The 26,501-nt window shown below is 46.3% G+C and carries 27 protein-coding genes; 6 read left to right on the top strand and 21 right to left on the bottom strand.

All coding sequences use genetic code 11. From position 1 onward, the window contains the following. Positions 1-15 precede the first annotated feature (15 nt). Both QUA45_RS12175 and glgA read left to right on the top strand, forming a co-directional pair. A complete protein-coding gene (locus QUA45_RS12175; protein ID WP_333098231.1) occupies positions 16-843 on the top strand; it encodes a S1C family serine protease in 828 nt (275 codons plus the stop codon). A 415-nt stretch (positions 844-1,258) separates the two neighbouring features. After that, on the top strand, positions 1,259-2,686 hold the full coding sequence (glgA, locus tag QUA45_RS12180) for a glycogen synthase GlgA (protein WP_333098229.1): 1,428 nt from the start codon (positions 1,259-1,261) through the stop codon (positions 2,684-2,686). A gap of 133 nt (positions 2,687-2,819) precedes the next feature. On the opposite strand, the gene QUA45_RS12185 is transcribed toward glgA, so the two are convergent. From QUA45_RS12185 to QUA45_RS12195, 3 genes are all read right to left on the bottom strand, one after another. Then, entirely contained in the window at positions 2,820-3,248 is a 429-nt protein-coding gene (locus tag QUA45_RS12185; protein WP_333220876.1) for a DUF1824 family protein, read from the bottom strand. 222 nt (positions 3,249-3,470) lie between these two features. Further along, positions 3,471-4,184: a ribonuclease III gene (gene rnc, locus QUA45_RS12190; protein WP_333098225.1), complete on the bottom strand. Its 714-nt coding sequence runs from the start codon at positions 4,182-4,184 to the stop codon at positions 3,471-3,473. A 327-nt stretch (positions 4,185-4,511) separates the two neighbouring features. Further along, on the bottom strand, positions 4,512-5,066 hold the full coding sequence (locus tag QUA45_RS12195; RefSeq protein WP_333220878.1) for an NYN domain-containing protein: 555 nt from the start codon (positions 5,064-5,066) through the stop codon (positions 4,512-4,514). A gap of 672 nt (positions 5,067-5,738) precedes the next feature. Between QUA45_RS12195 and QUA45_RS12200 the strand changes: the two genes are divergently transcribed. After that, positions 5,739-5,882 (top strand): chlorophyll a/b-binding protein, encoded by a 144-nt coding sequence (locus QUA45_RS12200; protein ID WP_015176459.1) that lies wholly within the window; start codon positions 5,739-5,741, stop codon positions 5,880-5,882. Positions 5,883-6,074: 192 nt separating this feature from the next. Here QUA45_RS12200 and QUA45_RS12205 read toward each other — a convergent pair whose 3' ends face one another. The 11 genes from QUA45_RS12205 to QUA45_RS29175 all read right to left on the bottom strand — a co-directional run bounded on the left by QUA45_RS12205 (position 6,075) and on the right by QUA45_RS29175 (position 15,854). Beyond that, a complete protein-coding gene (locus QUA45_RS12205) occupies positions 6,075-6,287 on the bottom strand; it encodes a hypothetical protein (RefSeq protein ID WP_333093764.1) in 213 nt (70 codons plus the stop codon). 106 nt (positions 6,288-6,393) lie between these two features. After that, on the bottom strand, positions 6,394-6,612 hold the full coding sequence (locus QUA45_RS12210; RefSeq protein ID WP_333074130.1) for a hypothetical protein: 219 nt from the start codon (positions 6,610-6,612) through the stop codon (positions 6,394-6,396). Positions 6,613-7,074: 462 nt separating this feature from the next. Then, positions 7,075-7,467 (bottom strand): response regulator, encoded by a 393-nt coding sequence (locus QUA45_RS12215; RefSeq protein ID WP_190655560.1) that lies wholly within the window; start codon positions 7,465-7,467, stop codon positions 7,075-7,077. A gap of 182 nt (positions 7,468-7,649) precedes the next feature. After that, positions 7,650-7,814: a hypothetical protein gene (locus QUA45_RS12220; protein WP_333220880.1), complete on the bottom strand. Its 165-nt coding sequence runs from the start codon at positions 7,812-7,814 to the stop codon at positions 7,650-7,652. 11 nt (positions 7,815-7,825) lie between these two features. Further along, positions 7,826-10,393, bottom strand: coding sequence for a PAS domain S-box protein (locus QUA45_RS12225; protein WP_333220882.1), 2,568 nt, complete (start codon positions 10,391-10,393; stop codon positions 7,826-7,828). Between the two features lie 354 nt (positions 10,394-10,747). Beyond that, entirely contained in the window at positions 10,748-12,994 is a 2,247-nt protein-coding gene (locus QUA45_RS12230; RefSeq protein ID WP_333220884.1) for a glycoside hydrolase, read from the bottom strand. A gap of 209 nt (positions 12,995-13,203) precedes the next feature. Next, a complete protein-coding gene (locus QUA45_RS12235) occupies positions 13,204-13,440 on the bottom strand; it encodes a NifU family protein (RefSeq protein ID WP_006632519.1) in 237 nt (78 codons plus the stop codon). Next, positions 13,415-13,555: a hypothetical protein gene (locus tag QUA45_RS12240; protein ID WP_333098218.1), complete on the bottom strand. Its 141-nt coding sequence runs from the start codon at positions 13,553-13,555 to the stop codon at positions 13,415-13,417. Before QUA45_RS12240 ends, QUA45_RS12235 begins: the two co-directional genes overlap by 26 nt. 163 nt (positions 13,556-13,718) lie before the next feature. After that, a complete protein-coding gene (locus QUA45_RS12245; RefSeq protein ID WP_333098216.1) occupies positions 13,719-14,369 on the bottom strand; it encodes a DUF3386 domain-containing protein in 651 nt (216 codons plus the stop codon). 225 nt (positions 14,370-14,594) lie between these two features. Beyond that, a complete protein-coding gene (locus QUA45_RS29170) occupies positions 14,595-15,317 on the bottom strand; it encodes an RNA-guided endonuclease InsQ/TnpB family protein (protein ID WP_445305308.1) in 723 nt (240 codons plus the stop codon). 6 nt (positions 15,318-15,323) lie between these two features. Then, positions 15,324-15,854: an RNA-guided endonuclease InsQ/TnpB family protein gene (locus QUA45_RS29175; RefSeq protein ID WP_445305307.1), complete on the bottom strand. Its 531-nt coding sequence runs from the start codon at positions 15,852-15,854 to the stop codon at positions 15,324-15,326. Between the two features lie 307 nt (positions 15,855-16,161). Between QUA45_RS29175 and QUA45_RS12255 the strand changes: the two genes are divergently transcribed. After that, on the top strand, positions 16,162-17,700 hold the full coding sequence (locus tag QUA45_RS12255) for a PAS domain S-box protein (protein WP_333220886.1): 1,539 nt from the start codon (positions 16,162-16,164) through the stop codon (positions 17,698-17,700). Between the two features lie 307 nt (positions 17,701-18,007). Here the strand turns inward: QUA45_RS12255 and QUA45_RS12260 are convergent, their stop codons facing one another. The 3 genes from QUA45_RS12260 to QUA45_RS12270 form a co-directional block, all read right to left on the bottom strand. Further along, on the bottom strand, positions 18,008-18,817 hold the full coding sequence (locus QUA45_RS12260; RefSeq protein ID WP_333220888.1) for a GAF domain-containing protein: 810 nt from the start codon (positions 18,815-18,817) through the stop codon (positions 18,008-18,010). A 776-nt stretch (positions 18,818-19,593) separates the two neighbouring features. Further along, positions 19,594-21,492, bottom strand: a complete 1,899-nt coding sequence (locus QUA45_RS12265) for an ATP-binding protein (RefSeq protein WP_333220890.1) — start codon at positions 21,490-21,492, stop codon at positions 19,594-19,596. Between the two features lie 561 nt (positions 21,493-22,053). Further along, positions 22,054-22,281, bottom strand: a complete 228-nt coding sequence (locus tag QUA45_RS12270; protein ID WP_333069950.1) for a type II toxin-antitoxin system CcdA family antitoxin — start codon at positions 22,279-22,281, stop codon at positions 22,054-22,056. A gap of 327 nt (positions 22,282-22,608) precedes the next feature. Between QUA45_RS12270 and lepA the strand changes: the two genes are divergently transcribed. Further along, the gene (gene lepA / locus QUA45_RS12275) at positions 22,609-24,423 is read left to right on the top strand and encodes a translation elongation factor 4 (protein ID WP_333101039.1); all 1,815 of its coding nucleotides are present in this window, start codon (positions 22,609-22,611) and stop codon (positions 24,421-24,423) included. 216 nt (positions 24,424-24,639) lie between these two features. Here the strand turns inward: lepA and QUA45_RS12280 are convergent, their stop codons facing one another. Together QUA45_RS12280 and QUA45_RS12285 are read right to left on the bottom strand one after the other, a co-directional pair. Beyond that, complete coding sequence (locus tag QUA45_RS12280; protein ID WP_333101038.1) at positions 24,640-25,077, bottom strand: DUF5958 family protein; 438 nt, start codon at positions 25,075-25,077, stop codon at positions 24,640-24,642. Continuing rightward, a complete protein-coding gene (locus QUA45_RS12285) occupies positions 25,070-25,240 on the bottom strand; it encodes a ribbon-helix-helix domain-containing protein (protein WP_333101037.1) in 171 nt (56 codons plus the stop codon). Before QUA45_RS12285 ends, QUA45_RS12280 begins: the two co-directional genes overlap by 8 nt. Here QUA45_RS12285 and QUA45_RS12290 point away from each other — a divergent pair. After that, positions 25,239-25,421, top strand: coding sequence for a hypothetical protein (locus QUA45_RS12290; RefSeq protein ID WP_333220892.1), 183 nt, complete (start codon positions 25,239-25,241; stop codon positions 25,419-25,421). The two genes, QUA45_RS12285 and QUA45_RS12290, sit on opposite strands and share 2 nt — an antisense overlap. Positions 25,422-25,554: 133 nt before the next feature. Here the strand turns inward: QUA45_RS12290 and QUA45_RS12295 are convergent, their stop codons facing one another. Both QUA45_RS12295 and QUA45_RS12300 read right to left on the bottom strand, forming a co-directional pair. Further along, positions 25,555-25,866 (bottom strand): hypothetical protein, encoded by a 312-nt coding sequence (locus QUA45_RS12295; protein ID WP_333220894.1) that lies wholly within the window; start codon positions 25,864-25,866, stop codon positions 25,555-25,557. A gap of 104 nt (positions 25,867-25,970) precedes the next feature. Continuing rightward, positions 25,971-26,390 carry a hypothetical protein gene (locus tag QUA45_RS12300; protein ID WP_333220896.1) on the bottom strand — a complete coding sequence of 140 codons (420 nt, stop codon included), beginning with the start codon at positions 26,388-26,390 and terminating at the stop codon, positions 25,971-25,973. Positions 26,391-26,501 lie beyond the last annotated feature (111 nt).

Raw genomic sequence — 26,501 nt, forward strand, 5'->3', positions numbered from 1 at the left:
AGGTAAAAGCCAAATATGAGCGCTAGAGAAATTCAATTAAAGCTGGAATTGAAAAAGGTTCAGCAACTTTATAGCAAAATGCAGGCCGACCAACAAGCTTTGCAGAAGCAATTGAAAGAGTTCAAAACTCAAGCAGGAAATTTTTCGGATGTAGTCGAGCAAGTCTTGCCGTCCGTAGTGTCAATTTACGTCATGGATTGGGATACAGAAGAAGAGATTTCTTCAGGGAGCGGGTTCTTTGTATCGCCGGACATAATTGTCACGAACTATCACGTTGTAGAAGATATTGCCGATCAAGATTACTTTTATGAAGAAGATGAAGTCGAACAGGTTTTAGTGGAAACTCACGACGGAAAATTGAGATTGGCAGAGGTGGTGTTTACTGGTAATGCTGAAGAAGATTTAGCATTACTCTTAATTAGCGATTTTATTTTCGACCCGAACACAGGGGAACAAGTGGACTCTCCCCAAGAATATCCTCCCCTAGAGTTGTCTTTTGATGTGAAAGTGGGAGATAGAGTAATTGCTGTGGGCAATCCTTTGGGGCAGTTTGCTTCAACTGTAACTCAAGGTATTGTGAGTGCTATTCGCGAACCCGAGGAATATGAAGAAGGCGACGACGAAGAAGATGATGTTGGTGAGGTGAAGGTGTTGCAAACTGATGCGGCGATTAATCCTGGAAATTCCGGCGGGCCGCTGATTAATATGGCAGGTCAAGTGGTTGGGGTGAATACGTGGGGATGGGAAGATGCTGATAATATTAATTTGGCGATCGCCTCTGAAGCTTTGGATGATTTTCTAGCGGGATTTGAGGAGACTTTTGAGGACAATTCTCAGAATTAGTCGGGAGTTATCCGTAATATGTCATTCGGGCGATCGCCCTTTTTCTCAGAGGGGACGGAAAAGGTGATCGCTATTTGCTTAATTATATACTGATGGCTTTGCGTGCAGTTTTACTAATGCGTAAAGGTGAGCAGACTGCATACAATTTTTGATGTTTACCGTCCCTCAGAAAGTGACAGATAAATTTGATTAGATCGTGAAAATTATCGCGGGAGAAGAGTACGGGCGATCGCACTTTCATCCCCCGCCACTGTTACCTCAAAAAGCGATCGCTCTCTTTTTTATTGCAGATGAACCGACGCAGATCTGAGAAGAGGGATCGAAAATTATTTATTTGGCACGATCGCGTTAATATTGTGACGCTCCCCATTTAAACTTAATCTAGACTAACAATCTCAAGGAACACAAAAAAATAATGCGTATTTTATTTGTATCCGCCGAAGCAGCACCCCTCGCTAAAGTGGGCGGTATGGGCGATGTCGTCGGCGCTTTGCCGAAATTTCTGCGGCGCATGGGCCACGATGTCCGCATCTTCATGCCCTACTACGGTTTCGTTCCCGACAAAATGGATGTTCCCAAAAAACCTGTTTGGGATGGGTCTGCCATGTTCCAAAGCTTCTCGGTCTTTGAAAGTGTTTTGCCGGGAACCGATGTACCTTTATACTTATTACAACATCCATCTTTCTTGCCACGCCGCGTTTACGGCGGTTTAGATGAAGATTGGAGGTTCACTTTCTTTGCCAATGCTGCGGCTGAATTTGCCTGGAATCATTGGAAGCCACAAATTATCCACTGTCACGACTGGCATACGGGGATGATACCTGTTTGGATGAGTCAAGACCCCGATATCAGCACGGTTTTTACTATTCACAATTTAGCTTATCAAGGGCCGTGGCGCTGGCGTTTGGAGCAGATGACTTGGTGTCCTTGGTATATGCAAGGTCACAATACAATGGCGGCCGCAGTACAGTTTGCCGATCGAGTAAATACAGTTTCACCGACTTACGCCGAGCAAATCAAAACCCCAGCTTATGGGGAAACTTTGGAAGGTTTGCTGTCTTACCTCGGCGGTAAAGTATCGGGCATTTTGAATGGAATTGATACAGAATCTTACAACCCCGCCACTGACAAGTACCTCCATCAACAATTTAGTGTTGATACTATTGAAAAGCGCCCCGCTAATAAAATTGCGCTGCAAGAAGAAGTCGGTTTGGAAGTGAATAAAAATGCTTTTTTGATCGGCATGGTGACGCGGCTGGTAGAACAGAAGGGATTGGATTTGATAATTCAAATGCTAGATCTGTTCATGGCCTATACCGACGCTCAATTTATTGTACTCGGAACGGGCGATCGCTACTACGAAACCCAACTCTGGCAAATGACAGCCCGCTATCCCGGTCGGATGTCCACCCAACTACTTTACAACGAGGCCCTCTCCCGGCGCGTTTACGCAGGCTGCGACAGCTTCCTGATGCCCAGTCGTTTCGAGCCCTGCGGCATCAGCCAAATGCTCGCCCTCCGCTACGGGTGCGTGCCAATGGTTCGCCGCACCGGCGGTTTAGTAGATACCGTTTCCCACAACAACCCGATCGACAATACTGGTACAGGTTACTGTTTCGATCGCTACGAACCCCTCGATTTGTTCACCTGCATGATCAGAACTTGGGAAGGTTTCCGCTACAAAGATAAGTGGAGAGAACTGCAACAGCGTGGCATGAGAGAAGATTTTAGCTGGGATATTTCGGCCCGGAAATACGTCAACTTGTACAGCGATATTTTGGGACTGCCGCCCGAAGGAATCGCACCGGAACAAGAACCAGAATTGATCGTTGGTAAAGGTTAATTTTAGTAAGGTGCGTCAGTCGGTGTTTGATTCAACTGAATCGAAGGGCGATCGGCTGACGCACCCTACAGCTTAGTAAGGTGCATGAGTCAGTTTTTGATTCAATTTAATCGATCAACTGAATACTGACACATTAATCCACAAATAAATCGAGAGGTAAATGACCGTAAGTTCCGCTAACTCCACCTTCTGAGGCAGATTGACACGAAATCAAAACGCCCCGGTAAGTTCCGGGATAGCCGTCAACATAATACGAACCCTTCAAAGTATTGAACTTAATATAAACCGAACCAGCAAAGGTCGAGACAGCATTGGGATCTAAAACAGCTTGATATCCCAAAGCTTTCAAATAAGCTTCTAAAGCTAAAAAACCCTCATCCGTCGAAGAAGCGCACACTCCTAACATTTGATAATCCGACAAACTTGCTACCAGCAAAAGTGCTTGACGGAGTGCCTGTTTTTCCAGTGGCGATGCTACAGATTGCATATCCAGACAAGTGAAATCTTTGAGGATTTGCTGTGCTTCTTCAACAGTTAGGGTAGTCGGGTTTTGAGTAGACATGAATTGCTCTGATATTTCCCAAAATTACGATCGACAATCGGGCACTCGTCAACGAATTTCTGCCATTGCAACCCTCAATTGATGGCGGTAACACTTGCACAAGTCCTGATTATAGCCGATTGTGTACTCTGGCAATCAATTCGGGCGATCGTCTTCGAGGGCTTCGCCAACGTCCATATCGCCGCAGAAAAAAGCTAGTAGTTTTTACCCGCGTTTTCAAGTTTAGATCAGTCCGCGTTTTTTTAGCTTTGCTAGGGCATCTTCAGCCGCATTTTTCTCAGCATCTTTTTTGCTTTTGCCTTTACCTTCTCCATAGAGTTTCTCTGCGACATAAACTTTAGCGAGAAATTCCGGCTTGTGAGGGGTTCCTCCTGCTTGGATGGTCACGTATTTGGGCGGAGTGGTGTCACCGTTGGCTTGTACCCATTCCTGAAAGCGATTTTTCGAGTCTACAGTCGATCGAGTTTCCACAACATTTTCGGGAACAGAATCAAACATTTGTTGTACAAACTGGCGAACTTTGTCCATATCTTGCGTGTCCAGATAGTAAGCGCCAATAAATGCTTCAAAAGTGCTACTGAGCAAATTTGGATTGGTAATCCCACCTTCTCGATAAGCTCCTTTTCCGAGCCGCATTTTTAAGTCTAAACCTATTTCAGTAGCAAATCTGGCTAATTGTTTTTCATCTACTAATGCAGAACGCCGACGAGTCAGTTGGTCTTCTCCCATTTCTGGATGACGCTGATAGAGATATTCGCCGCTGAGAAAAGTCAGCAAAGCATCGCCGAGAAATTCTAAGCGTTCGTTGTCTTCTTCGCGGAATGTGGGGTTTTCGTTGACGTAGGAACGGTGGGTGAGCGCTTGGCGCAGCAGTTTTTCATGGTGGAATTCGGGAATGGCTATTTCTATCTCTTGTGTTGGATTAGTTAATGGCATAAGAGTTTTGTAATGATTATTGTTTGTGGACTTTTGTGTTGTTAGGTGGACATAAAATAGCCGCAAATAGCGGTTTGTTTGGAGAATCTAGTTTATCAAATAAACTGGATTTTTGCTATCGGCGGTGAGGGGAATTTTAACAGATCTTTGGCGGTTATACTATTAGTCTGTCTGTCACTCAGTCCGCCAGGGTTTAAAACCCCACAGCGAGTAGCTAAAGTCCTATTAAGAGGACTGAAGATTGTGTTTTTTTAACTCTCTGTAAGTCGGTTAAAACCGACTTTAGCTATTAGACAGGGAATTCATTCCCTGGCGGACTGTGTTGCCTCAAGCAGATAATTTATCTGCTTCTATTGATAACTTTTTTTGATTTTCAAGTTGCGGTTTCAATCCGGCACACAAACTAGACAATTCATCTACATCATGAAAGTTATCCTCGCCAACAAGGTTAATCAGTTTTTGGCTTGCACTTTTACGCCGTGCAAAAACGATGACTGTTTTACGTAAATCCTTCAAAACGGTGATTAAACCTGCAAAGTCCCGATCTGCTAACCCTAGGACAATTATGTCAGGAGAAGGCTTAGTTGCCACTCGTTTGATACAGTCAAACACCAATTGTTTATCTGCACTATTTTTGCCTGAATCGGGAACATCAACGCCAATAAAACCCAGCTTTTCTAGCCGAGTTTTGTCGTTAACTTGATTTTTGTGCTGCGAGTTATAGTAATTTTTCGGCGGTTCTAAACGCCCTTTTGATTTGGCAAAAGTGACCAATAATTCAGCTTGCTTTTGGTTTAAGTGGACACCCTGAGAATCCAACAACATGGCAACTAGCTGAGACTGGGTTTGTTGTTTGCCTGTGGTTCGATGATTGTCCGTCATTTCATTATGCCCTACAAAGAGGTTGACTGGACAGCCTCGACATATCGCGCATCTAGCATTAATGGAGTTTTGTCTGTGGGTTTGCTCAAAAATGAACATATCGGCACAAGACAATCTGTCACCACAAAACACTGTAATTTTGTTGGGATTTGATTAGCGTCTTAGCTACAGGGTTTACAGAACTGGAACGAGTTTAGTAGCAGCCCGTTGAAGGGAAATTGAACTCAATAATGTTTCGATTTTCTCAAGCTTGTATGAACTTGTCAAAACGACATTAGACGTACTTTCCGCTCAACGGGCTGCTAGAAACTTGCCCCAGTTTTATAAACCGTGTAGCTAAGACGACTCAATCAACATTCCTTCATTTTGAATGCGATCTTTAGTTTTAGCTGTGCTTTTAGGCTAGCGTTCTAATTATTGGATGTCAAGTATTAACTCAAAATAATTTTTTTACATCCTTAGACATCTCACCAAGGTTTTCGCCAACTTGACACCGATCGCCCGTCCCCACATCAAAAACTCTCTCCCCCTTCCCCCGCGAGCCCCTCTCGCTGCGGGCCCATCCCGCTGATCTCCGGCATTTGAACAGTAAATGTAAAAATATGTTGCAAACTTTGTACTGCTGTGTTAAGTTTAGTTACATAAGGTTGAAATTAAACGAGGTTTCTGGTCATGGAAAACAAAGACGCAAAAGTTGGCTTCACTGAGTTTGCTGAAACCTGGAACGGCCGTTTGGCAATGTTGGGCTTCGTTATCGGCCTAGCTACCGAATTCCTCACCGGTCAAGGCATTCTCTCTCAAATCGGTTTGATGTAATCAGCTTAACTGCATACAATAGCTGAAATTCAGTTGGGCGACCCCATCACAAGTGCAAAAGCCCCCCCGCTCTTAAGTCCCCTTCACTTCAAACGGAAGGGGCTTTTGCATTTTTTATCAAAAAATCTAACAGATGGGACAATCAAAAATCTTTTCCGTCTCAATATTTATCGCGAGACTAACTCCAGCAAACTAAGCAATTTCTACAGACTCAAAAATCCTCAATTTAGGAGTCAAAGTCGCCACCTTCACCAAACCGTCGCGTTTGTGAGTCCGCACGCTGTTACCTAAAATCATCTCCGACAGATCGGGCATTTCCTGCCAGCAGTGCGAGCAGAACCAATAAACGCGATTGTGGCGAGCGTGGCGGAGCAATTTAGAGGAGCAACAAGGGCAACTATTCATGATATTTTAAACCTTTTTTGAAGATATGGAGCGATAACCAAATCATTAGAGAGATTCACGAATGCCTGCATATCTCAATTCCAGGCACAAAAATCAAACATCTCTTTCACTCACAGCTTTGAGCGTCGCGCAAGTAGAACTTTTGGAGGCCTAAGAGTAACACCACAATCAAAAGCTGAACGCTCCAAGGAGCCCAAGAGAAACCCCAAATAAAACAACCCAGCCCGGCCCAAGCCACAAGAACAAAAATATCTTGAGAGGTTTGCCAGTAAACCCAGACTGCTGCCAGAGAAACTATTAGTAGCAAAATGTAAGCTGAGGGCATAGTCGTCTTCTCCCAATGTGTCTGCCAACAGTCAGGAGCGATCCCTGACGTTCTGCTTAAACATAAAACTAAAACCTGAAGAACTTATGAAGACGAGTGAGTTGTTACAAAAAGTAAAATAATCCTGCCAGCTTATATTTGTCCGAGAAACCCACAGGAATATTCAGTTCATGGCTGAGGTCGAATGCCGTTAAATAAGCGCAGTACCAATAGGAACTTAGGCATCCATAATTTGTATCAATTTCACCCCAACACCAACAGGGTTGAAATTGATACCGGACTGAGGTTTTTTGTCTTAAGCTGACAAGACGAAAGGCACGGCGCCTAAGTCGCTACATATATCCTGTCCGATCGACCCGATTCGATCTCAGGAACGATACCAAAGAAAGCAAGTTTTTTTAACTATCTTTGCCTGCAAAACTACTGCTTGAAAAACTGTACAATTCAAGGCGCGCGATCGATCTATTCTTGCTCCCAGCCCAAAGCTTCAGCGACCTGAGCCGCCAAAAACATCGGTTCAAAAGGCTTGGCAATCACGCTCACCACCCCCAAATCCGCGAACATCCGCCTGTCCCCAGCCAGAGCCTTAGCTGTCAATAAAATTACCGGAATGTGCTGCGTAGCCTTATTGGCTTGTAACTGTAGAAAAGTAGTAGGCCCGTCTTGGTCGGGCATCATCACGTCCAATAGAATAGCATCAGGCTGTTCGGCAAGAGCCTTAGCAACCCCCTCGCGGCCCGAACTAGCTGTCAGGACTTCCCAGCCCCCCACCAGTTCAAGACTGACTTGAGCTACTTCCCGAATATCTTCCGCATCGTCAATAACCAAGATGCGCTTGGCAGTCAAAATTAACATTTTTTTAGAAATGAGAACTGATCACAGATTAGAGGCGAAATGTGAATATTTTGTAAAGCAAATTATTTTAGCCGATCAGACTTTACAGTAAATTTTCAAAACTGTATAGCAGATGTTGAAGAAAGAAGGAACAAGGAAGACCGAAGTTGCAATCGAGCGGCAGGATTTCAACTAAGAACATCCTAACTGTCTGGCGCGGTTGCTGTAAAATATCCCACCCAAAAAAGCCGCTTTTCCACCTCAAATCGCGCTTTTTGCCTGCTGTCCCCAAACGCCAGAAAAGGCTGAGATTGTTTGTCGATGACTCGATCGAACAATCCGCACAAAATCAGTAACTTTGGGTACACCTGGGTAGTAATTAACTTTCAGTTGCAAGCCCCTCCCTGAGAAGTGGCAGACTTAAGAAAAAAGTGCTGCCCTCCCCCACAACACTCTCCACCCACATCCGCCCCCCGTGCTGCTGCACAATACTGCGACAAATAGCCAGCCCCAAACCAGTACCTCCCTTCTGGCGAGAATCAGAAGCATCAACCTGTTGAAAGCGTTCAAAGACCATCTCCAGTTTGTCTGGCGGAATGCCCCGCCCTTGGTCTTTCACAGCAATCACGATGTACCACGAGCTCGGAACTGGCAAGTGCGGATGCGCGGCGGCAGGCTCAGGAGATAACAAAGACGGAGACGACACCGACTTGTGCGCTGCTTTTTCTGCCAAATCCAGATTGTGGCTCAACTCCCCGCTCAGCCAAACCGTAGCGCCGGAGGGAGAAAATTTTATAGCATTACTGAGTAAATTTGTCAAAGCTTGAATTAGCCGATCGGGAACAGCTTGCAATTGCGCCCCCACAGGCTTCACCGACAGAGTAACTCCCGCCTGCTGAGCCATTCCCTGCATCTCGTCAGCCGCCTGCAACATCAGCTCAGCCACATTGCAAGTTTGTTTGACGGCAGTGCTGTAACTCGACTCCATCCGCTCTAAATCCAGGATGTCGTTGACCAAGCGCACCAAGCGGTCAGTGTTAGTGACAGCAATCTCCAGCATCCGCTTAGCTTTCTGGGGGTAAGCGTCCAGCAGGCCGCTGTTGAGGAGGCCCAGGGCGCCGTGAATCGAGGTCATGGGCGTCCGCAGTTCGTGGCTGACAACAGAGATGAATTCATCTTTCATGCGCTCGACGGCAAGCCGATCGGTGATGTCCTTAAAAGTCACCACAGCTCCAATAATTTCCCCTTCTTCTCGCATGGGAGCGACAACGTACTCAACCGGAAAACTGCTGCCGTCTCGCCGCCAAAAAATCTCATCGGTGACGCGTCGCGCCTCTCCGTCTTCCAAGGTGGCTAAAATTTGAGAACTTACCCGGTTCGGCAGCAGTTTGCCCGCCTGCGGTGCGGCGCAGTGTGGGACAAGTTCAGAGCCTGAATTGATGTCTGTTACAGGTGACAGTTGCTGGATCGCCTTTGAGCCTTCTTCCTGTGAACGGTGTAAGCTTTCATAGAGTGGTCGATCGATCAATTGCTTCGATTCACACCCAGCCATTCTCACCGCCGCAGGATTGACAAAAGTTACTTTTCCCTCTTTGTTCAACCCGCAAATTCCTTCTCCTGCGGAGAACAAAATCATTTCTGTTTGGTGGCGGAGTTGTTCAAAGGCTTTTTCGACTCGCTTGCTGTCGCTGATGTCGCGAGCGATTGTGGAAACGCCCGTTACCGCTCCAGTCGCGTCTTTAATCGGAGAAATCGTCAGGGACACATCTATCTGTTGCCCATCTTTCCGCAAGTGCACGGTTTCGTAATGGTCGATGGTGGCTCCAGCCCTAATATTTTCCAAAATTTGGGGTATTTCCTTGGGGCGTTCGGGTATGGCTAAAATCTCGATCGACTGACCCTTAATTTCCGCGGCACAGTAGCCGTAAATCTTCTCTGCTCCTGCGTTCCAGCTCTGAATAGTCCCGGCGAGGGTTTTGCCGACTATGCCGTCGTCGGAAGACTCGACAATCGACGCCAAGCGCACGAGTTCGTCTCTAGTTTGCTTGTGTTCGGTAATGTCCCGACCCAAAATCACTATACTTTTGCGTCTGCCGTCGGGGTGAAATACGGGTACTTTAATCACGTCGTAGATTTTCACAGTACCGTCCGATCGGGGAATTATTTCTTCCCCCCTAGAAAGAGTACCTTTTTCCCACGCTTCTCGATCGCTCACCTCGCACGCCTCTAGGGCCTCCCGGTAAAAACTGCTGAGTTCTCCTAGCTGAGAATCTTTGAGGCTGCGGTAGTCTATTTTTTCTAGCTCGAACACTTCCAATATCGCTCGATTTGCCTCCTGCCACCTGCCCTCGCCATCTTTGAAGCAGACAATATCTGGCATGGCATTCATCAGCAAGTCGAGATAGGAGTTTTCTCGCCGTGCAGATTCTACCTCCGCCCGCTTGGTGATTTCCCGTTGCAGGTTTTCGTTTGCCGTTTGCAGCGAGTCCTTTAACAAACTTTCTGTAACAGTTCTTTCCTTAATTACTTCCTGAAGTTTGTGGAGTTCTAGGGACAGCCGCCTGCGCGCCAACAAATTTTCTACCCGCAAATGCAGTTGGGCAGGTTCGGCGGGAGTTACTATCAAATCGTCTATTCTGCGTTCTAGTGGTTTTGCCTGCTGCGAAAATGGCTGCTCAAAAAGAGCAGGCGTTTGGGACTTACTAACAAGCAAAAACGGTAAAAATATCGGCTCCGCGGCAGCTTTTAATGATTCTACCAGCGGCCCGATACGATCGAAATTTGCCTCGTCGAGAATGCACAAGTCAAAAGCGATTTGGGGAATGGGAAATTCGGAGTTGGGATCTAAAGCGCGATCGAGTACGAGCACCTCATGCTCGGTGTTGAGGTGGGCGATCGGCAAATTCAGTTGTTGGTGGCGATCGACCAAGAGTAAAATGCGGCTCATTAGTGTGTTAATTTCCCCATGACTAATGATATGATGTCCGGTAAATTAACTATTATATCTTTTGTAGCGAGGACTTATGTCCTCTTTTTTAGGAGAAATTAAGCCCTCACTACAAACAAATTTTATAGCCTTAGATCAACCGGACGCGATCGAAACGATCGAGGCATTAGGTAGCCCGAGTTGAAGCCCCTATTTAATATAATTTGATAATTATTTAATTGTTTGTTGGTTCAAGAAATGACTAATGACTAATTACTAATTCAGGGGGCGGGTTGATATTTATTTAGGCTGTCAATTCTATGAAAGCTAGTGCAACCCGCCCCTACAGCCTCATGACTAATGACTAATGACTTTTTACGGCATTCCGATCGGAATCAAAGCATCTTCCGGCATACAGCTAGAGTAACGACTCCCATCCGATAAAACCGCAATCAGCCTCACCTGCCAGTCGGGCATAATCTGCAAATCCGCCCAGGGTACTGCTACCTCCAAACATTTATCCACTCCCACTTGGGCGCGGCTAATGCGGGGCTGCCACCGATCGCCCTCTTCTGCTTCCTGAAACCAAATCGATTTCGTCAGCAAATTAATCTCTAACTGATGGTGATATCGATAGTTTAGCGGTGCTTCGTCAGGCAAACCCGACAGCGGAATCAGACTGTTGTGCATCGTGCGATCGGGATAAAACCAGAACAAATTTAACTGCTGCGGGCAATCAATTCCCGGCCGCACCCCTACCTTGAAGTCGGCGCGAATGTAAAAATTCAAGTGGTCAACCCCGTACCAAAGCCGCTGAATTGCCGAACTCCGGTGCATCGTACCCCTTGCTCCCCCAACTTCAATCCGACCGGCTTTGTCCCAATCCTGTTCGTTGCCGATACCGTCAATCACCGGGTGAATAAAGCTCAGCGGCAGGTGGTCGCCTTGAACCTGGTGCACCTCTACTTGCCGCCGCACTTCCGGGGGTACGGGCTCGCCGAGAGCGTCGTAAATCGCCGCTACGTGTTCGCGAAATAGCTGGTCGAACATGGCATCTTGGTTCGACGTGTGGCCTTCGCCAAACCACCAGAACCAGTCGGAACCTTCGGCAGCGTAAAGCGCTTCCCAAGCTTCTGGGTTGCTTTCTTCTGTGGCCTCTGGATGGTTTGCCAGCATTTGCCTCGCGGGCCCTAACAAGTCCCAAGCGCGATTTTTCGCCGGATCGCCGATCCAAGTTGTCAGAGAACCGTCCACCCAGGAACCGGTATGCAGTTGGGCTGCGGGAATTGTTTCGGTTGCTGGGAATTTGTCGAGAAATTCCGAGACTGTGACTAATTTGATATCTGGATTGTCGCTGAGAGTTTGATAGAGGGATTCTAAGAAGGGTTTGCCGTCTTGGGGATAGAATTCCCAGCAATTTTCGCCGTCTAGGGCGATCGTCACTAACCAGGGATTTTCTAAAGCTGTTTGGCCGTCGGACTGTCGGTGTTTGAGAGTTTTGCCGATCGCTTCTAAGTGTCCCACTAAATCTGATGCTGCTTTTTTCGGTTCCATCGAACCGTAAGTAAACCCTATCAAGTCGGACAATCTGTGGTCTCTAAATACTATAGCTAAATCACCGTCAGGAGTTTCTAAACGGTAAGGGCGATATAAGAATTCTGGTTCGTAGACATTCCCTGTCGCGTCGCGGTTGAAAAAGTGTTTAATTGTCCACCCCAATACTGCTTCGTCCGAGACTATCCATTTAAAGCCTTGTTTGGCAATGTAGGGCAAAATTTCCGGGCTGACTGCTTGTTCCGACGGCCACAAACCGCGCGGGTTGCAATCAAACCGGTCTTGATACATTTCCCAGGCTTTTCTCAAATGTCTGGGAATATCTTCTGCCCACTGAAACCGGTGTTGTGGCAGCGTCATGTTTGGAATAGCTACGCGACCGCCGTTGGTGTCGGCAAGCAGCGGTAAAATCGGGTGCGTGTAGGGGGTTGTGGAGACTTCTAACTGTCCCTCAGCTTGCATTTTACGGTGCTGGGGAATGATGCGAGCGAGGATTTCTTTTTGTTTTGAGTAGATGTTTTTTCGGTCTACCAAACTAAAATTTTGTCCTTGTTTCAGCCACCCTGCAATATCGGGGTCGTCCCAAAACATCGGGTCAATCCAAGCTAAATTGTGCCACGCCAGCAAGTCGCTAAAATCCTGCAATTTCCAGTTTTCCAAACACCACTTAATGCCTTTTTCCTGCCGCTGAGTGTAGAGTTGAGCGTAGCGGGGATGCGGCTGAATCAGAGTGTGGTAATTGGCGTCAAAAAAGTGTTCTAAAACGAACTCTTGTTCTGGGAGGGTTAAAATTTCTGCTGACTTTAATGTCACCGTCAAGTAAGGGTCTAATGCTTTGTCTGCGATGCAGTCTTCTATCTGCAAAATCAAGGACGGAACCAGGTTTACGGTTTGATGAAGTTTGGGATATTTTGCCAGCATTAGCACTAAATCCAAGTAGTCTTTGACTCCGTGCAAGCGCACCCAAGGCAGTCGGTATTGAGCCTCTGTGGAGTTAGCTGATATTCTGGATTTGTACAGCGGTTGATGTTGGTGCCAAATGAAGGCTACATAAAGAGGGTGAGACATTGAATTTGGTAATTGATAATTGGTAATCAGTAATTGGTAATTGGTAATTGGTAATTGGTAATTGGTAATTGGTAATTGGTAATTGGTAATTGGTAACAGTCAACACTCAATAGTCAACTGGTAATTGGTAATTGGTAACAGTCAACAGTCAACTGTTAAACGTCAACTGGTAACAGTTAACTCTCAACCGTCAACTGCCAACTGACTAATTACATTACCTGTTCGACTTCGGCAATTTCTGGGATAGCTTCGCGCAGGCGGCGTTCAATCCCCATTCTCAGAGTCATTGTGGAACTGGGGCAAGAGCCGCAAGCTCCTTGCAGTCTCAGGTGTACGACTGGGCCGTCGATTTCTACGAGCTCGACGTTGCCGCCGTCAGATATCAAGTAAGGGCGCATTTCATCGAGAACTGTTTCGACGTTATCTCTGGTTAGTGCTAGTGTCATATTTCGCCTCTGTGATGATTTCTTGCAGTTGATTTTGTTCTATTTGACTCAAGGGCAGCATTCTCAACCGCACGAGATTTAAGAAACCGGGTTCCTTGACAAAAGACTTGTACACTCAGGTGAACTGGCTGCCGGAAACCCGGTTTCTGTCATGCTGATGCTCGATCTGAATTCGCTCTCTAGTTCGATCGTAGCCTTACTTGCTGCTAAATCAAGTTGATTCTAATAGGTTAACCAAAAAAACCCGTTTTATTTAAGAACTTGGGTTTTCGATCGCGCTACACTACTGCTGGTTCTAGCAGTTTGACGTTGGAGTAGTTGAACTCGGTTGTTGTCAGTTGACCTTTTTCTTTTGCTCGAACTACTTGCTTTGTCATGACATAATAGTCGCCTATCTTCTCAAAGGTATCTTCAAATTCGAGTTCTCTGATGATTTCGTCTGTTTGGGGGTTGCGGAAAACGGCATCATAGTGAGTCGCCAAAGAACCTTCGGGTGTCTCTAAGCTTTTGTGTGTGTCAATTACGAAAGCCATGCGGCCCATCACCCGGCTGACTTGACAAATTGAGAGACCTCGGATTTTATAATTCGAGCCCATTGAGTCGCCTTGCACCAAGATGTCAACAGCTTCGGTGCTGTCCTTCTCGCCCAGGGTAAAGCTATTTTTGCCGTGAGATTTTTCAAATGTCGAGCGTTTGCGGTGGGTGACAATATCGCGCATTTGGGTGTAGACGCTTTGCTGCACTTCCTCATCTTCAATGCCGCTGACTTCCACGCTCATGTCGGGTTTGATGGAAACATGACCCGTATATACTTCGTCGCCCTGTTTGAGTTCAATATCGGCACTGTAACCGGGAAAATTGGCATCCCAGGTATAGCGGTGTTCGTAAGCAGCGCGAAACAAATCGCGAGCGTTGGCTTGCTCTGTCATAAATCCCTCTTTCTCTTGACACCCATCTAGTTTAGCTTAACCGCGAGAAGCCCCACATTCACTGGGTAGGGGAGTTACCCGCACTCTTGGCGAGCACTTTTTGGGGGTGCTGCTGGGCTGGCAATTAGGGCGCAACAAGAATTTACTGTCTCTATCGGTTGCTATGATTTGAAAGTGACATCCTCCTACACCAAATCAAAGATTATGGTATAGGCTTCCCAAGAATCACTTCTTAGGTTTCCTGGTTGTTCTCTTGTGAAATTTCGCCACTTGCCCAGACTGAGTTACCTCAGTCCCCGGTAGATCTGCTGCACAGGCGCTTTCGATTCCCGTCTGTCCAACGGTACTAATGAGGGATATTCCTCGGTTTCTGATATTCTGACCTGCTGCCACGTCTCTATCCGTTGTGTATCGACAGTGAGGACAGCTATGAACTCTAACACTCAGGTTTTTTTTGACTTCCCCGCCACACTCAGGACATTCTTGAGAAGTCCTCCTAGCATCAACTTCGGCAAAGAATTTCCCACGCTTCCAGCACACATACTTAACGATGGTTCTGAATTGTCCAAAAGTAGCGTCAAGCATATGCTTCCCAAACATCCCTTTGGCACTGATGCGGTAATCCAAGTCTTCCATGAAAACCAGATCACCAGGATCGCAAAGGGCATGGGCTTGCTTGAAGTGGAAGTCTTTCCTCGTGTTATCAATTTGATGGTGAAGTCGGGCAAATTTAAGGCGTTGTTTTTCGTAGTTTTTAGACCGCTTACTTTTTCGAGACAGTCTGCGTTGCAGCACTTTAAGCCTACCTTGCAGACTTTTAAAGAACTTTGGCAGTTTTACAAGAACACCGTCACTTGTTGCCAAGAATTTCTCCAACCCAATATGAACTCCAATGGGATGACCGTAGGGTGTTGGGTCGGGAACGTTGACATCACATTGCAGCGAAATAGATGCTTACCATTTATCGACTTTCCTCAAGATTCGCACTTGTTTGACCACAAACCCTGTCGGGATAGGTCGATGCAAGTTGATGGGAATTGCCCCAATCTTGGGCAGTTTAAGGTGCAAATTCATCACCGGATTCTCTTTAAATTGAGGAAACAGCAACGACTTAAATTGCCCATACTTATTGAATCTGGGGAAAGCGAACCCTCTCTCCTGAAAATATTCCCACCCTCTATGCAACTGCTTAATAGCATGCGGTCGAACCTGAGAAGGAACCTCACTCAACTTGGGAAATTCTTTCTTAGCTTTCGGCAAGTTATTAAGCTGTTGAATTTCGCCGGGAAACTTCAGCTCTGGAGAAATGATGTACTCTTTCTTCAGAGAGCATCTGTCAATCGGACACTTACGACTGTCACACCAATCCTTTATCTCTCTCAATGCGTAGTTAAATGCGCCTCGACAGATTTCCATCCACTCAATGAGTTGTTGCTCAAGAGCGGAGTCTGGATAAATTCGGTAGCGGTGTGTAAGTGTCAGCATTCCAGTATTATACAGTGTTTGCTAGTGAGTAGTGTAGGGTTAAATGTTGCTTTTAGGGAGATCGAGTCCCATAAAATCAACTTGGGGGAGTCCATGTATCCACGCGCGAAATCAGAGATTATGGTGTGGGTCTTATAGCTACCCCAAATCCCCACGAAAAGATAAAGTCACAAAATGCCTGGTTATTGAGAGCGCGATTGGTCGATCGCCAGACACCAGTCTTTGTTATGGGTTATGTTGAAAAAACTTGTGTCCGCTTTTTAGGGGTTGCACCCGCAGGCAACTATTAGATTCCCCCCTTAATAAAATGCTAGAAACTGTCTACAAACACTTAGAAACATTGCAGGAACAATCTAGGGAATTGCCACTCCCCCAACAGGCAATTTTTACAAAAATTTTGGAAGATTTATCAAATTCTCTACAAGAAATGGCAGGCAGCCGCTTGTTTGAAAGCGCCACAAATAACGCCGCAAAGCTGGTTGAGATTGAAAAAAATAATCGCCTTTTGGAACGCACTGTAGCCCAGCAAGTAGGGCAGATCAGACAGCTACGGGAGCAGTTGGAAAAACAAATCAGCCAGCATCGCAGGGACAATCAAGCATTAACTAAAAGTGAAGCAAAACTGCAAGCTATGCTGCGTAATTCTCCCGATCTAATTAGCATTGTTGGCTCCGACGGGCGAGTTCGATACCACAGCGGAGCCCTACAGAGGCTTTTGGGTTACAACCCAGAAGAAAGAATTGGTAAATTTCACGGCGAGTTAATCCATCCAGATGATTTGCTGGCTTGGCAGACGTATTTTGGTAAGTTGTTAGAATCTCCAGGAATTGGGGGGGCAATCGAATATCGGAAACGCCACGCGGACGGTTCTTGGATATACATGGAGTCGATAGGTAACAGTTTGCTTTACGATTCTAGCGTGCAGGGAATTATAATTAATTCGCGGGAAATAGGGGAACGAAAGCAAGCCGAAATCGCAGTCCGAGAGTCGGAACTCCACTATAGAGTTATGTCGCAAATTACTTCGGATTTTGCCTATTCTTTTAAGGGACTTCCCGACGGCAAGTTCGCCTGCGAGTGGGCGACAGAAGCTTTTGAGCGCTGCACCGGGATCGTTCCTGAAGAATTAGAATCGTTTGGTTGGTGGAACTCTGAACTCGTTCATCCCGACGACAGGGAAATGTTAATTAAACAATTAGAAGGCTGTACTTTCAGCCGCACTGGAGCTAATGAGTATCGAATTATTAATCAAAAAGGCGAGGTGCGCTGGGTGCGGGACTACTGGCAAGTGGTGTGGGACAAAACTGCTGAACGGGTTGTCCGTTTGTGGGGCGCTTGTCAGGAAATTACCGATCGCAAGCAAGTAGAATTGAAACTACAACTCGTTAACCAAGTTTTGCAAGCCCAGATAGCATCGGCGCCGCTGGCAATTAACTGTACCAGCAATGACGGCCATACCGTTGTTTGGAACCGCGCCGCCGAACAACTTTTTGGCTGGACTGCTGCTGAGGTTTTAGGGAAACCTTTACCGAATATTCCTGAAGGCCAAAAGCAAGATTTTTACGCGCTGCTAAAGTCTGCGTCTAATGGCAAACCGCAAAACGGTTTGGAAATATCTTTGTTAAAAAAAGACGGTAGTTCGATCGATGTTTGGCTTTGGGCCGCACGCGTGCGAGATGCGGGCGGCCAGACTGTCGGCAATATCAACATATTTTCCGATCTTTCAGAACGCAAGCGCATAGAGGAAGAACGCCAAAAACTAGCAGCGATGAAAGATATGGAGGAACCTTTTTGGGCGCGATATGTCAGCCCTCCAAAAACTCCGAAAAAAAAGGGCAGTGGGTAATTATATCAAGCACAAGTTAAAACCATTAAAAGTGCGAAAGTGCAATCTTATGCGTGCAATATCCTTTCCGGTCAAATAACCTATTTGATGGGAGTTGTTCCAGCGGACATAATACGATCGATACACCAAGCTACTACGTGTAGTAGTTGCTATGCTGTACTGTGTAAAACTATAATGCCCTAAAAATAATTGATGAACCAGCTACCGAATTTCTTTAGGGAATCTATCGATAAAGTATCAGCTTTTTCCAGGGTAAAACTTGTTTGCACGGTAAATATTAGACTTGTTAAATACGCCACTAGAAGGTTTACTGATGCCCCGATTTTTCCTGAGTCCTGAAAGTGGCTAACTCTGCGTGAGTTTGGCAAGCTTCACTTAACTCAATGTAATCTAAGATATTGGAAATTACCTCAGAAAGGTGGATAGCCGAACGGTGAGCTTCTTCGATAAAATCTCTCTCTTCTATGGGATCGTCAGCTTGGTCGTCTATGGTTAGTTGTAGATAGCCGATGATGTGATTTAGGGGAGTGCGGAGCTCGTGGGACGCCTTCAACAAAAATTGCTTTTTGAGCTGGGATAGTCCTTGTACTCGCTTGCTGCGCTCTTGGTAGAGAGTGGCGAGGGCTATCGCACTTCCTACTTGTTCGGCGAGTTCTTGTGCGAATTCGATTTGGCATTGAGTCCAAGGTCGATCGGTCTTACCCTTCCCCGACGATCGACCTTTGCACTGATGCAAGCTAATTATCCCGTTAGGTTGCTCTTGGTAAGCGGTAGCCACCACTAGCAGCGACTGGGGTCCAAAAGGGTCATTGGCTGCAAAGGACTCTACTACCACTGGTTCGAGGGTGGCTAGAGCTTGAACGAAATGAGGTGCTGCTGTGAGCGAGATTTCCATTCCCAGCATGGGTAAAAATGGTTCTTGGCAGTATTCAGCAGCTACTTTGACTTGCAGGTTAGAACTTTCATAGGGACAAATGATGCAGCGGCTGACGCCTAGTGTTTCTCCCAGAGTGTTAACTGTTTGCTGCCAGATGGTATGGATATCCAAGGTTCGACGAATACTTCTGCCAATTTGGAGTAAAAGCTTTTGCGATTGAGCTGATATTTGCTGATTCATAGCAACCCTTTTTCTACTAGACTGGCAAAAGTTTACCACTCCGGCAACAGAGCAGGAATTTACTCAATTTGCCAGCCTGCGGCTGTCCCACTTATGAATTACGTAATTCTACTTAAATATTGCCACACGCTTTCAAAAATTACTAAGTAGTTGGGCTGTCTTTACAAGATCTTTACGATCGGCACATAGAACGGAGAGCGTCCTTTATGCAACAGTTTTCTTAACAATCCTTTACAGTAGGGGATTCGGAAGCTGAATCAGTCCTAAAAGCAGGCATTAAGTTCTTGTAAAGTTGGCGGGCTGTGGGGGTTTACTAGGAGGTGTGAGCTGCCAGCCGATAGATCAAAGATGAGCTGTTATCCGTATCCCCCGGATTTGATTTATGCCAATTCTGGGTGGGGATCGGAAGTGGCGCGGGCGATCGATAGGAGTCCAAAACTCCCAAGGAGGGAGCTTGGCGACGGATAAAAGTCAAAATTTATACGCTGGTGGGCGATCGAACTGTGTTTGTAGGATAATTACCAATTATCGATGACTTTTATTAAGGCAAAAAAACTCACAAATACAGGAATATAGCAATTTTTAAGTGAGTAAGGTACAGTTTTTTAATTGGTAATAAAGCTTTCGAGTGCCTCACGAAATTCGAGAACTGCTATAGCTGTTTTTTGCTGCTTCCTGATTTTTTCTTGCTTCTTACTTTTTGCAGATTCCTGATTTAGGCTTCCTGATTCCTTCAACGTGCGGAGGAGAAATTATTGATGATTGATTACCGATGATTAATTTTTAAATAGTGGTTCTTGGTAAAGGGGTACAGTAAAAGTAACCGTAGCTCCGAGTCCTTCCCCCATACTGTAAAAATTTACTGTACCTCCCATTGCTTCTACCAGTTTTTGAGAAATAGCCAATCCCAAACCGGTGCCGCCGTATTGTCTGGTACGAGCGCCATCCACCTGAAAAAACGACTCAAATAATTTATCTTGCTTGTCGAGAGAAACCCCAATGCCAGTATCAGCGACTCGGATTTTCACCATTCCGGGGAACTGCTGGTTGTGAACAGTCACCTTTTTCTTAATAACCTCAGCACTGATGCGAATTCCCCCTTCCCCAGTAAATTTAATCGCATTGCCCGTGAGGTTCAAGATTACTTGAAGCAGGCGTTGGTAGTTGCCGTACACAATAATCTCGTCCTCAACAGAAGGTTTTTGGATTTGAAATTGCAATCGCTTTTGCTCGACTTGAACCCGTGTAAAATTCTCAACTTGTTGCAAAAGTTCGCCGAGTTTTACGGGAGCGAGGTCTAACTCCATTTTGCCAGCTTCGATTTTAGCGATATCCAAAATATCGTTAATGACATTGAACAAATGTAATGCCGATCGGTAAGCTTCTTCGATAAATTGGTGCGCTTCTTCGGGGTCATCTGCCATGCCGTCCACAAGCAGTTTTAGGAAGCCGAGGATGCCGTTGAGGGGGGTGCGGAGTTCGTGAGAAGTATTGGCAAGAAATTGACTTTTAAGTTGGGAAAGAGCTACGGCTTCGGCGCGGGCCTGTTCTAATTCTTGGTAAAGTGTAGCGTGGGCGATCGCACTGCCGACTTGAGCGACTAACTCGCGGGCGAATTCGAGTTCGACATGACTCCATTTTGGGGAACTGCCGCAGCGGTGCAAACATATCAGTGCATTGGGTTGGTCTTCATAAAAGGTAGCTGCTACGAGCACGGAATGGCGGTGGAAGGGATCTGCGGCGGGGGAGGCGTAATCGACTGCTACTGGTTTTAAGGTGGCTAAAGTTTGAATCCACCCTGGCTGTTCGGCTGCGCGCAGTTCTAATCCCAGCATAGAAGAGTAAGCTTCTTGGCGGTATTCAGCTACTACTTTAAAAGTTTTCGATTGGAGATTTTCGATTTGAGCTGGGGAAAGCGGGGGCGAGGAGTCCTTAGCTATTGACTGTTGTAATTCGGCTGCTGCTGCGGTCGAATTCTGCTGATTTTCCGAGGCAAGGAAGGGAGAAGTTTCGAGATTTTCGCTGTCTTGTTTGTATGAACAGATGATGCAGCGACTCGCGTTCAAAACTTGACCCAAGCTGTTAACAGTTTGCTGCCAAATTGTTTCTAAATCGAGGGTTTTGTGCAGGTTTTGAGCAATTTGGGAGATGATTTTGCGGTCGATTTCCGAGTAGGAAGGGAGAACTCGACCGGGGATGTGGCTCGCTGGAAGCGACATTGGTGGGCGTGCGTCCGATGGGGATGGCAAAGCTGGATAAAGCATAAATTCTGGGGAGTCGGGCCGTCTGTCTGTGGGTTTGTCAGACAGCAGCCTTCCCATAACTAAGACTTTTGCAGCTTTGCCGTTTGAGTCGATCGCCGGAGTAAGTGTCAAATCGAAGAGGAAATATTGTCCGGCGTGGCAAAATGGATAGCTGAACCGTTGCGGTACGAGGGTTTCGAGCGCCCGCTGCAGGATATCGAGGTAAGGCGCAGGGGGGATGGGTTGCAGGGTTTCGCTGAGGGGGCGATCGACAATTTGTTCTGCTGTAAGGTTGTACTGTTCGGCTTTTTGCCAATAAAAAGATAGATATTTACCAGAGCCGTCTTGGGTAAATACTAATTCTGCCCCTAACTCTTGAAAAAAGGCTGTAGAGGCGAGGCTCGATCGCCGGAAATCTGTGTTAGAGTCCATCAGAGTAGGGGATGAAAGTAGTTCTGATTTGGGAGTATTGAGTTTTTAATAAAGAACTCAATACTCCCCAGTGTTTGGGGCTTCTACTGTTAATTGGTGAGTTATTAATCCAAAAAGTTCTTGGCTTTTTAATTAAAACATTAATCGCTCAACACTCACACTTTGCAAAAATTTTATGCTTCTACTATTGACTTTTGAGTGATTAATGAACTCATAAAATATTAATTATTTAATTCTGAACTCAACTCAAAACTCAACACTATTCGTTCTCAGCCGTTTTGGGTAATTAAGAAATAAAAATTTAGATTGAGGAATTAGGAATCTGCACCGATTAACTATCTAGTTTGAAAATTACGCCAAAATCTGAGGCTGCCAACAGCTCAACTCTGGGACTGGCTCAGGCATTTTTTCTGTCACCTTGAATAGTTCCGAGGTTGTCAGTTAGCCGAGTTAACTCGCCCACAACCTGTAGGTTTCGTCACGAAATCTGCAGGAGATAGTCCGCGCGCTCTAAATTTCACAGCCTGCTGATTTGCGCGCGCCGTCTGGGGCGAGAGCAGCTCAGTCGTTCCATTCACCACGCGGCGGGACTGGGGGGTTGCGGCGTAAACTCAGAGCCAGCTCGTCTTCGCGGCGCTCGCCTCTGAGCCACTGCTTGATTGCTGTTTCAATGACTTTGCTGGGGTCATTCGTCAAGTGCTTAATTTGGTCTAGCAGTTCCGAATCTATATGGATAGATAGTTCCACTTTTTCTGACGAACTGTGGGAGGGTATACTTGGCTGGCTCATAGTTAAAAAATCCTAGTTTTAATTCTTAAGTTTCAATTCTTTTCATGACAACCGACTGGACTAGATATTTGCAGTCCCTGATTTGCACCCCACCTTTCCTCAACCGCTTAACAGCTTTCTGTACAATGAGACAGAGAAAAGTTTTTTCCTTTTGGGTGTCCGACCGAACCCGGACACTTGAATGGTAATAACTGATACTCTTGAGGTTTGTCTCTGTTGTGGTTTCATCTCAATCCCCAGTAAGAGGTTGAAGTAAGCACTCTACTCTTGCTTGTGTAATCATACAACAAAAAGTATCCTTTGCCGATTAGCTCTTCGATAAAAAACATGACTAACGTCCCTGTATCTCGCATTCGTAATTTTTCGATTATTGCTCACATCGACCACGGAAAATCGACCTTGGCCGATCGCCTGTTGCAGGCGACTGGGACTGTGCAGGCACGGGAGATGAAGGAGCAGTTTTTAGACAATATGGATCTCGAACGCGAACGCGGCATTACGATTAAGCTGCAAGCGGCTCGGATGAATTACACTGCCAAGGACGGTCAGGAGTACGTGCTCAACCTGATCGACACTCCCGGACACGTGGACTTTTCTTACGAGGTGTCGCGATCGCTCGCTGCTTGCGAAGGGGCGCTGCTGGTGGTTGACGCATCTCAAGGCGTGGAAGCACAAACCTTGGCAAATGTCTACCTTGCCTTGGGAAATAATTTGGAAATTATTCCAGTTTTAAATAAAATTGACCTGCCGGGAGCAGAACCGGAACGGGTAAAAGGGGAAATTGAAGAAATTATCGGTCTGGACTGTAGCGGGGCGATTGAGGCTTCGGCTAAGGAAGGAATTGGTATAGATGAGATTTTGGAGTCGATCGTCGAATTGGTGCCAGCGCCGCAGGATACTGTGGACAAACCGCTGCGGGCGCTAATTTTTGATAGTTATTACGACCCTTATCGCGGGGTAATTGTGTATTTCCGGGTGATGGACGGAAGTGTCAAAAAGGGCGATCGAGTTTTGTTGATGATTTCGGGTAAGGAATATGTCATCGATGAATTGGGCATCCTTTCACCGACTCAAGTTCAAGTAGACGAACTGCACGCCGGGGAAGTTGGTTATCTGGCTGCGGCAATTAAAGCCGTAGCTGATGCTCGCGTCGGCGATACGATTACTTTGGTCAAAAAGCCTGCACCGGAGCCTTGGCCGGGTTATACAGAAGCAAAACCGATGGTTTTTTGCGGCTTGTTCCCGATCGATGCTGACCAATTTCCAGATTTGCGGGAAGCTTTAGAAAAACTCAAACTCAACGATGCGGCCCTTTCTTACGAACCGGAAACTTCGAGTGCGATGGGATTTGGTTTTCGCTGCGGTTTCTTGGGTTTGCTGCACATGGAAATTGTGCAAGAAAGACTGGAGAGAGAATACAATTTGGATTTGATTGTTACGGCTCCTTCGGTGGTTTATCAAATCACAACAATTAAAGGGGAAGTGTTAACAATTGACAATCCCAGCCACTTGCCAGAGCCTCAGTATCGCGAGAAAATTGAGGAACCTTATGTGCGGGTAGAAATGCTGTCGCCGGAAACTTATGTGGGCGCGCTGATGGAACTGTCTCAAAGTCGGCGGGGCATTTTTATGGATATGAAGTATCTCAGTCAAGGCCGAACTACGCTGGTTTACGAGTTGCCTTTGGCGGAGGTGGTGACTGACTTTTTCGATCAGATGAAATCGCGATCGCGCGGTTATGCGAGCATGGAGTATCACATAATTGGCTACCGCGAAAATCCGTTGGTGAAAATGGACATTTTAATTAATGGCGATCCGGTTGATGCTTTGGCGATGATCGTACACCGGGATAAGGCTTACAATGTGGGCCGCGGGTTGACGGAAAAACTCAAGGAGTTGATTCCCCGCCATCAATTTAAGGTGCCGATTCAAGCAACAATTGGTGCGAAGGTGATTGCTTCTGAGCACATTCCCGCTTTGCGGAAGGATGTGTTGGCGAAGTGTTACGGCGGTGATATTTCGCGGAAGAAGAAGTTGCTGCAAAAGCAGGCGAAGGGTAAGAAGCGGATGAAGTCTGTGGGTACTGTGGATGTGCCGCAGGAGGCTTTTATGGCTGTGCTGAAGCTCGATCGGGATTCGTAATCTGTGTGGCCTTTTGTTAGGAACAGGCAAGATGCCTGTTCCACAAAGAGTCTGTTTTTTTGTAGTTGTTTGCAATCACCTCGAACAGGCAAGATGTCTGTTCCACAAAGAATCAGTTTTCTTGGGGGATGGGCCTCTTGCCCGTCCCTGTGGAAGCCCAGAATATGGCTGCTGCGTGAGTAGCGATCGCCTGCTCGCATCACAGCTTACTACAACTTAAACAAGAATGCTTTGTAGAAACTCGCGCTGAATTTCATCTACAACTTTGCGATCGCTCAAATCGCGATGCCACCAGTGGCTGCAGCCATCTTGACAATATTTGCAGTACCTGCGCGCATCGGCAATTGCCAATAAACTCATTAACAGGAAAAAGGTTTTGATAGATTCTGAGGGCGGCAGTTTCAAAAGCTTTGCCATTTGTTCTTTTAATCGCCCTCTACTCAGCAACACACAAGGGGTGTAAGTTGGGGGAAGTTTTGATTTGGCAATAGCGAGGGAAACATCTTCTTCTCGCGCCCCTGCTTGGAGGGTCATGTATGATAGCCGCTGCAATATTTCCTGCTGGTACTCGGTTGGGAAGCTTAAAAACCAGTTTTTTGCATCTTCTTGGCTAATTAATTCTTGTTGAATTTGATTGATTGTAATTTCAATCATCTATTGATTTGAGTTTGCCGAATGCTTTTGCTCGATCGATCGCCTCTTGAATCAGAAGGTAGACACAGTTGGAGATCAATCGCTTTTCGAGATCGCACAACTTTTCGAGATCCTTTTTAGCCTGTGTTGGCAAAACAACTGAAATCCGCTCGCTGTCGCTCATGCCTTGCAATCTGTTGGAAGTTTCCCCTATTGTGCCACCTCGTCCGTCCAGCTTGCAATGGGCGATCGTCGGTCGCTATCGCAGCCGATCGGATGCGGAGGGACATATTCAGTTGTTTCGGCAAGGAGTGCCCAACATCCGATTTGAAGTGGTGTTTGATTTACCCTCTCGCCGAGGATAACTTTTTTGACGGATGGTTTTTGATAAGTTAACTGTCAAATTATCGAGGGCGATCGCACTTTTGGAGATTAAGGGCGATCGCTTTTCAATTTAAGGGGATAGGTGAAGGGGCAACCCACACTCATAAAGGTGAATCAAAACACCCATTCATGGTCTGGATCGTTAAGTGCAGCTTTTACTGATGCTAAGTTTGCAAGGTCTTGGAAAGGACTCGACTTAGCTATTTCTGTAATTGAATGTAAAGCTAATGCTAACTGTTCATTATTGCCACTAGCTATTGCCGAATCCACTACGCTAAAAAGATCGCGAAAATTTTCTGCACGCTCATCAAATGAGCGATCGAGGTACTCCATCATCCAATCGCTCTGGGCTTTAATCTGAGCGATGGTTGTTTTCTCCCATGCCTCAATTTCACGCCGTTTAGTCTGCTCCTGCTCTGCCACCATCTTGTACTCAGTGTAAGCTGAGACAAGTTCCTGTCAGCATTCAGCAGGACTGGTGATCTTTGAGATGCCTCGCGAAACTTCTTTTGCTATCATGTCAACTTGCCTCAAATAGTACCGTATTTAGCTTTGATTTTAGCAGTCGCAGGGTTGAGGTTTCCTTCGCTATCTAAGACAGGGGTCTTCATAATTTCTGCAAGCGATTTTACCAGAAGCGCTACCTGTTGCAACTTACGCACATCTGCATTTTGATTTCGCTCGAATGCCTGGGATTCAAGTTCGTTAAGTCCGAAAACAGTACGAGAGTTCAAGTTATTCACCACATAGTTAAGTTCATCAATCCGTCGCTGGACTCTTTCCAAAAAGTCTTTAGCAGCATCAATTTTAGCGATTTCTGTATAGACCTTGGCTTCATATTCTCGTGCTTTTGTCAAAGCTTTTTCACCTTCACCAGCAAGCATGAAGCCACCAATTGCCAAGGCTGGACCAACCATAATACCTCCAAGTACAACTGTACCAACTGCCATGCCACCGCCACCAGCAGCCAGAGAACCACCTCCCCTGACGGGGTGACAACCCCGTCAAAACCCCTAGCTGAAGCAGGTTAGACCGATTTATGGTAAAAAAAGATGGGGTCA

Source organism: Microcoleus sp. Pol12A5, from assembly GCF_036701435.1.
In the GTDB taxonomy this organism is placed as follows: Bacteria; Cyanobacteriota; Cyanobacteriia; order Cyanobacteriales; family Microcoleaceae; genus Microcoleus.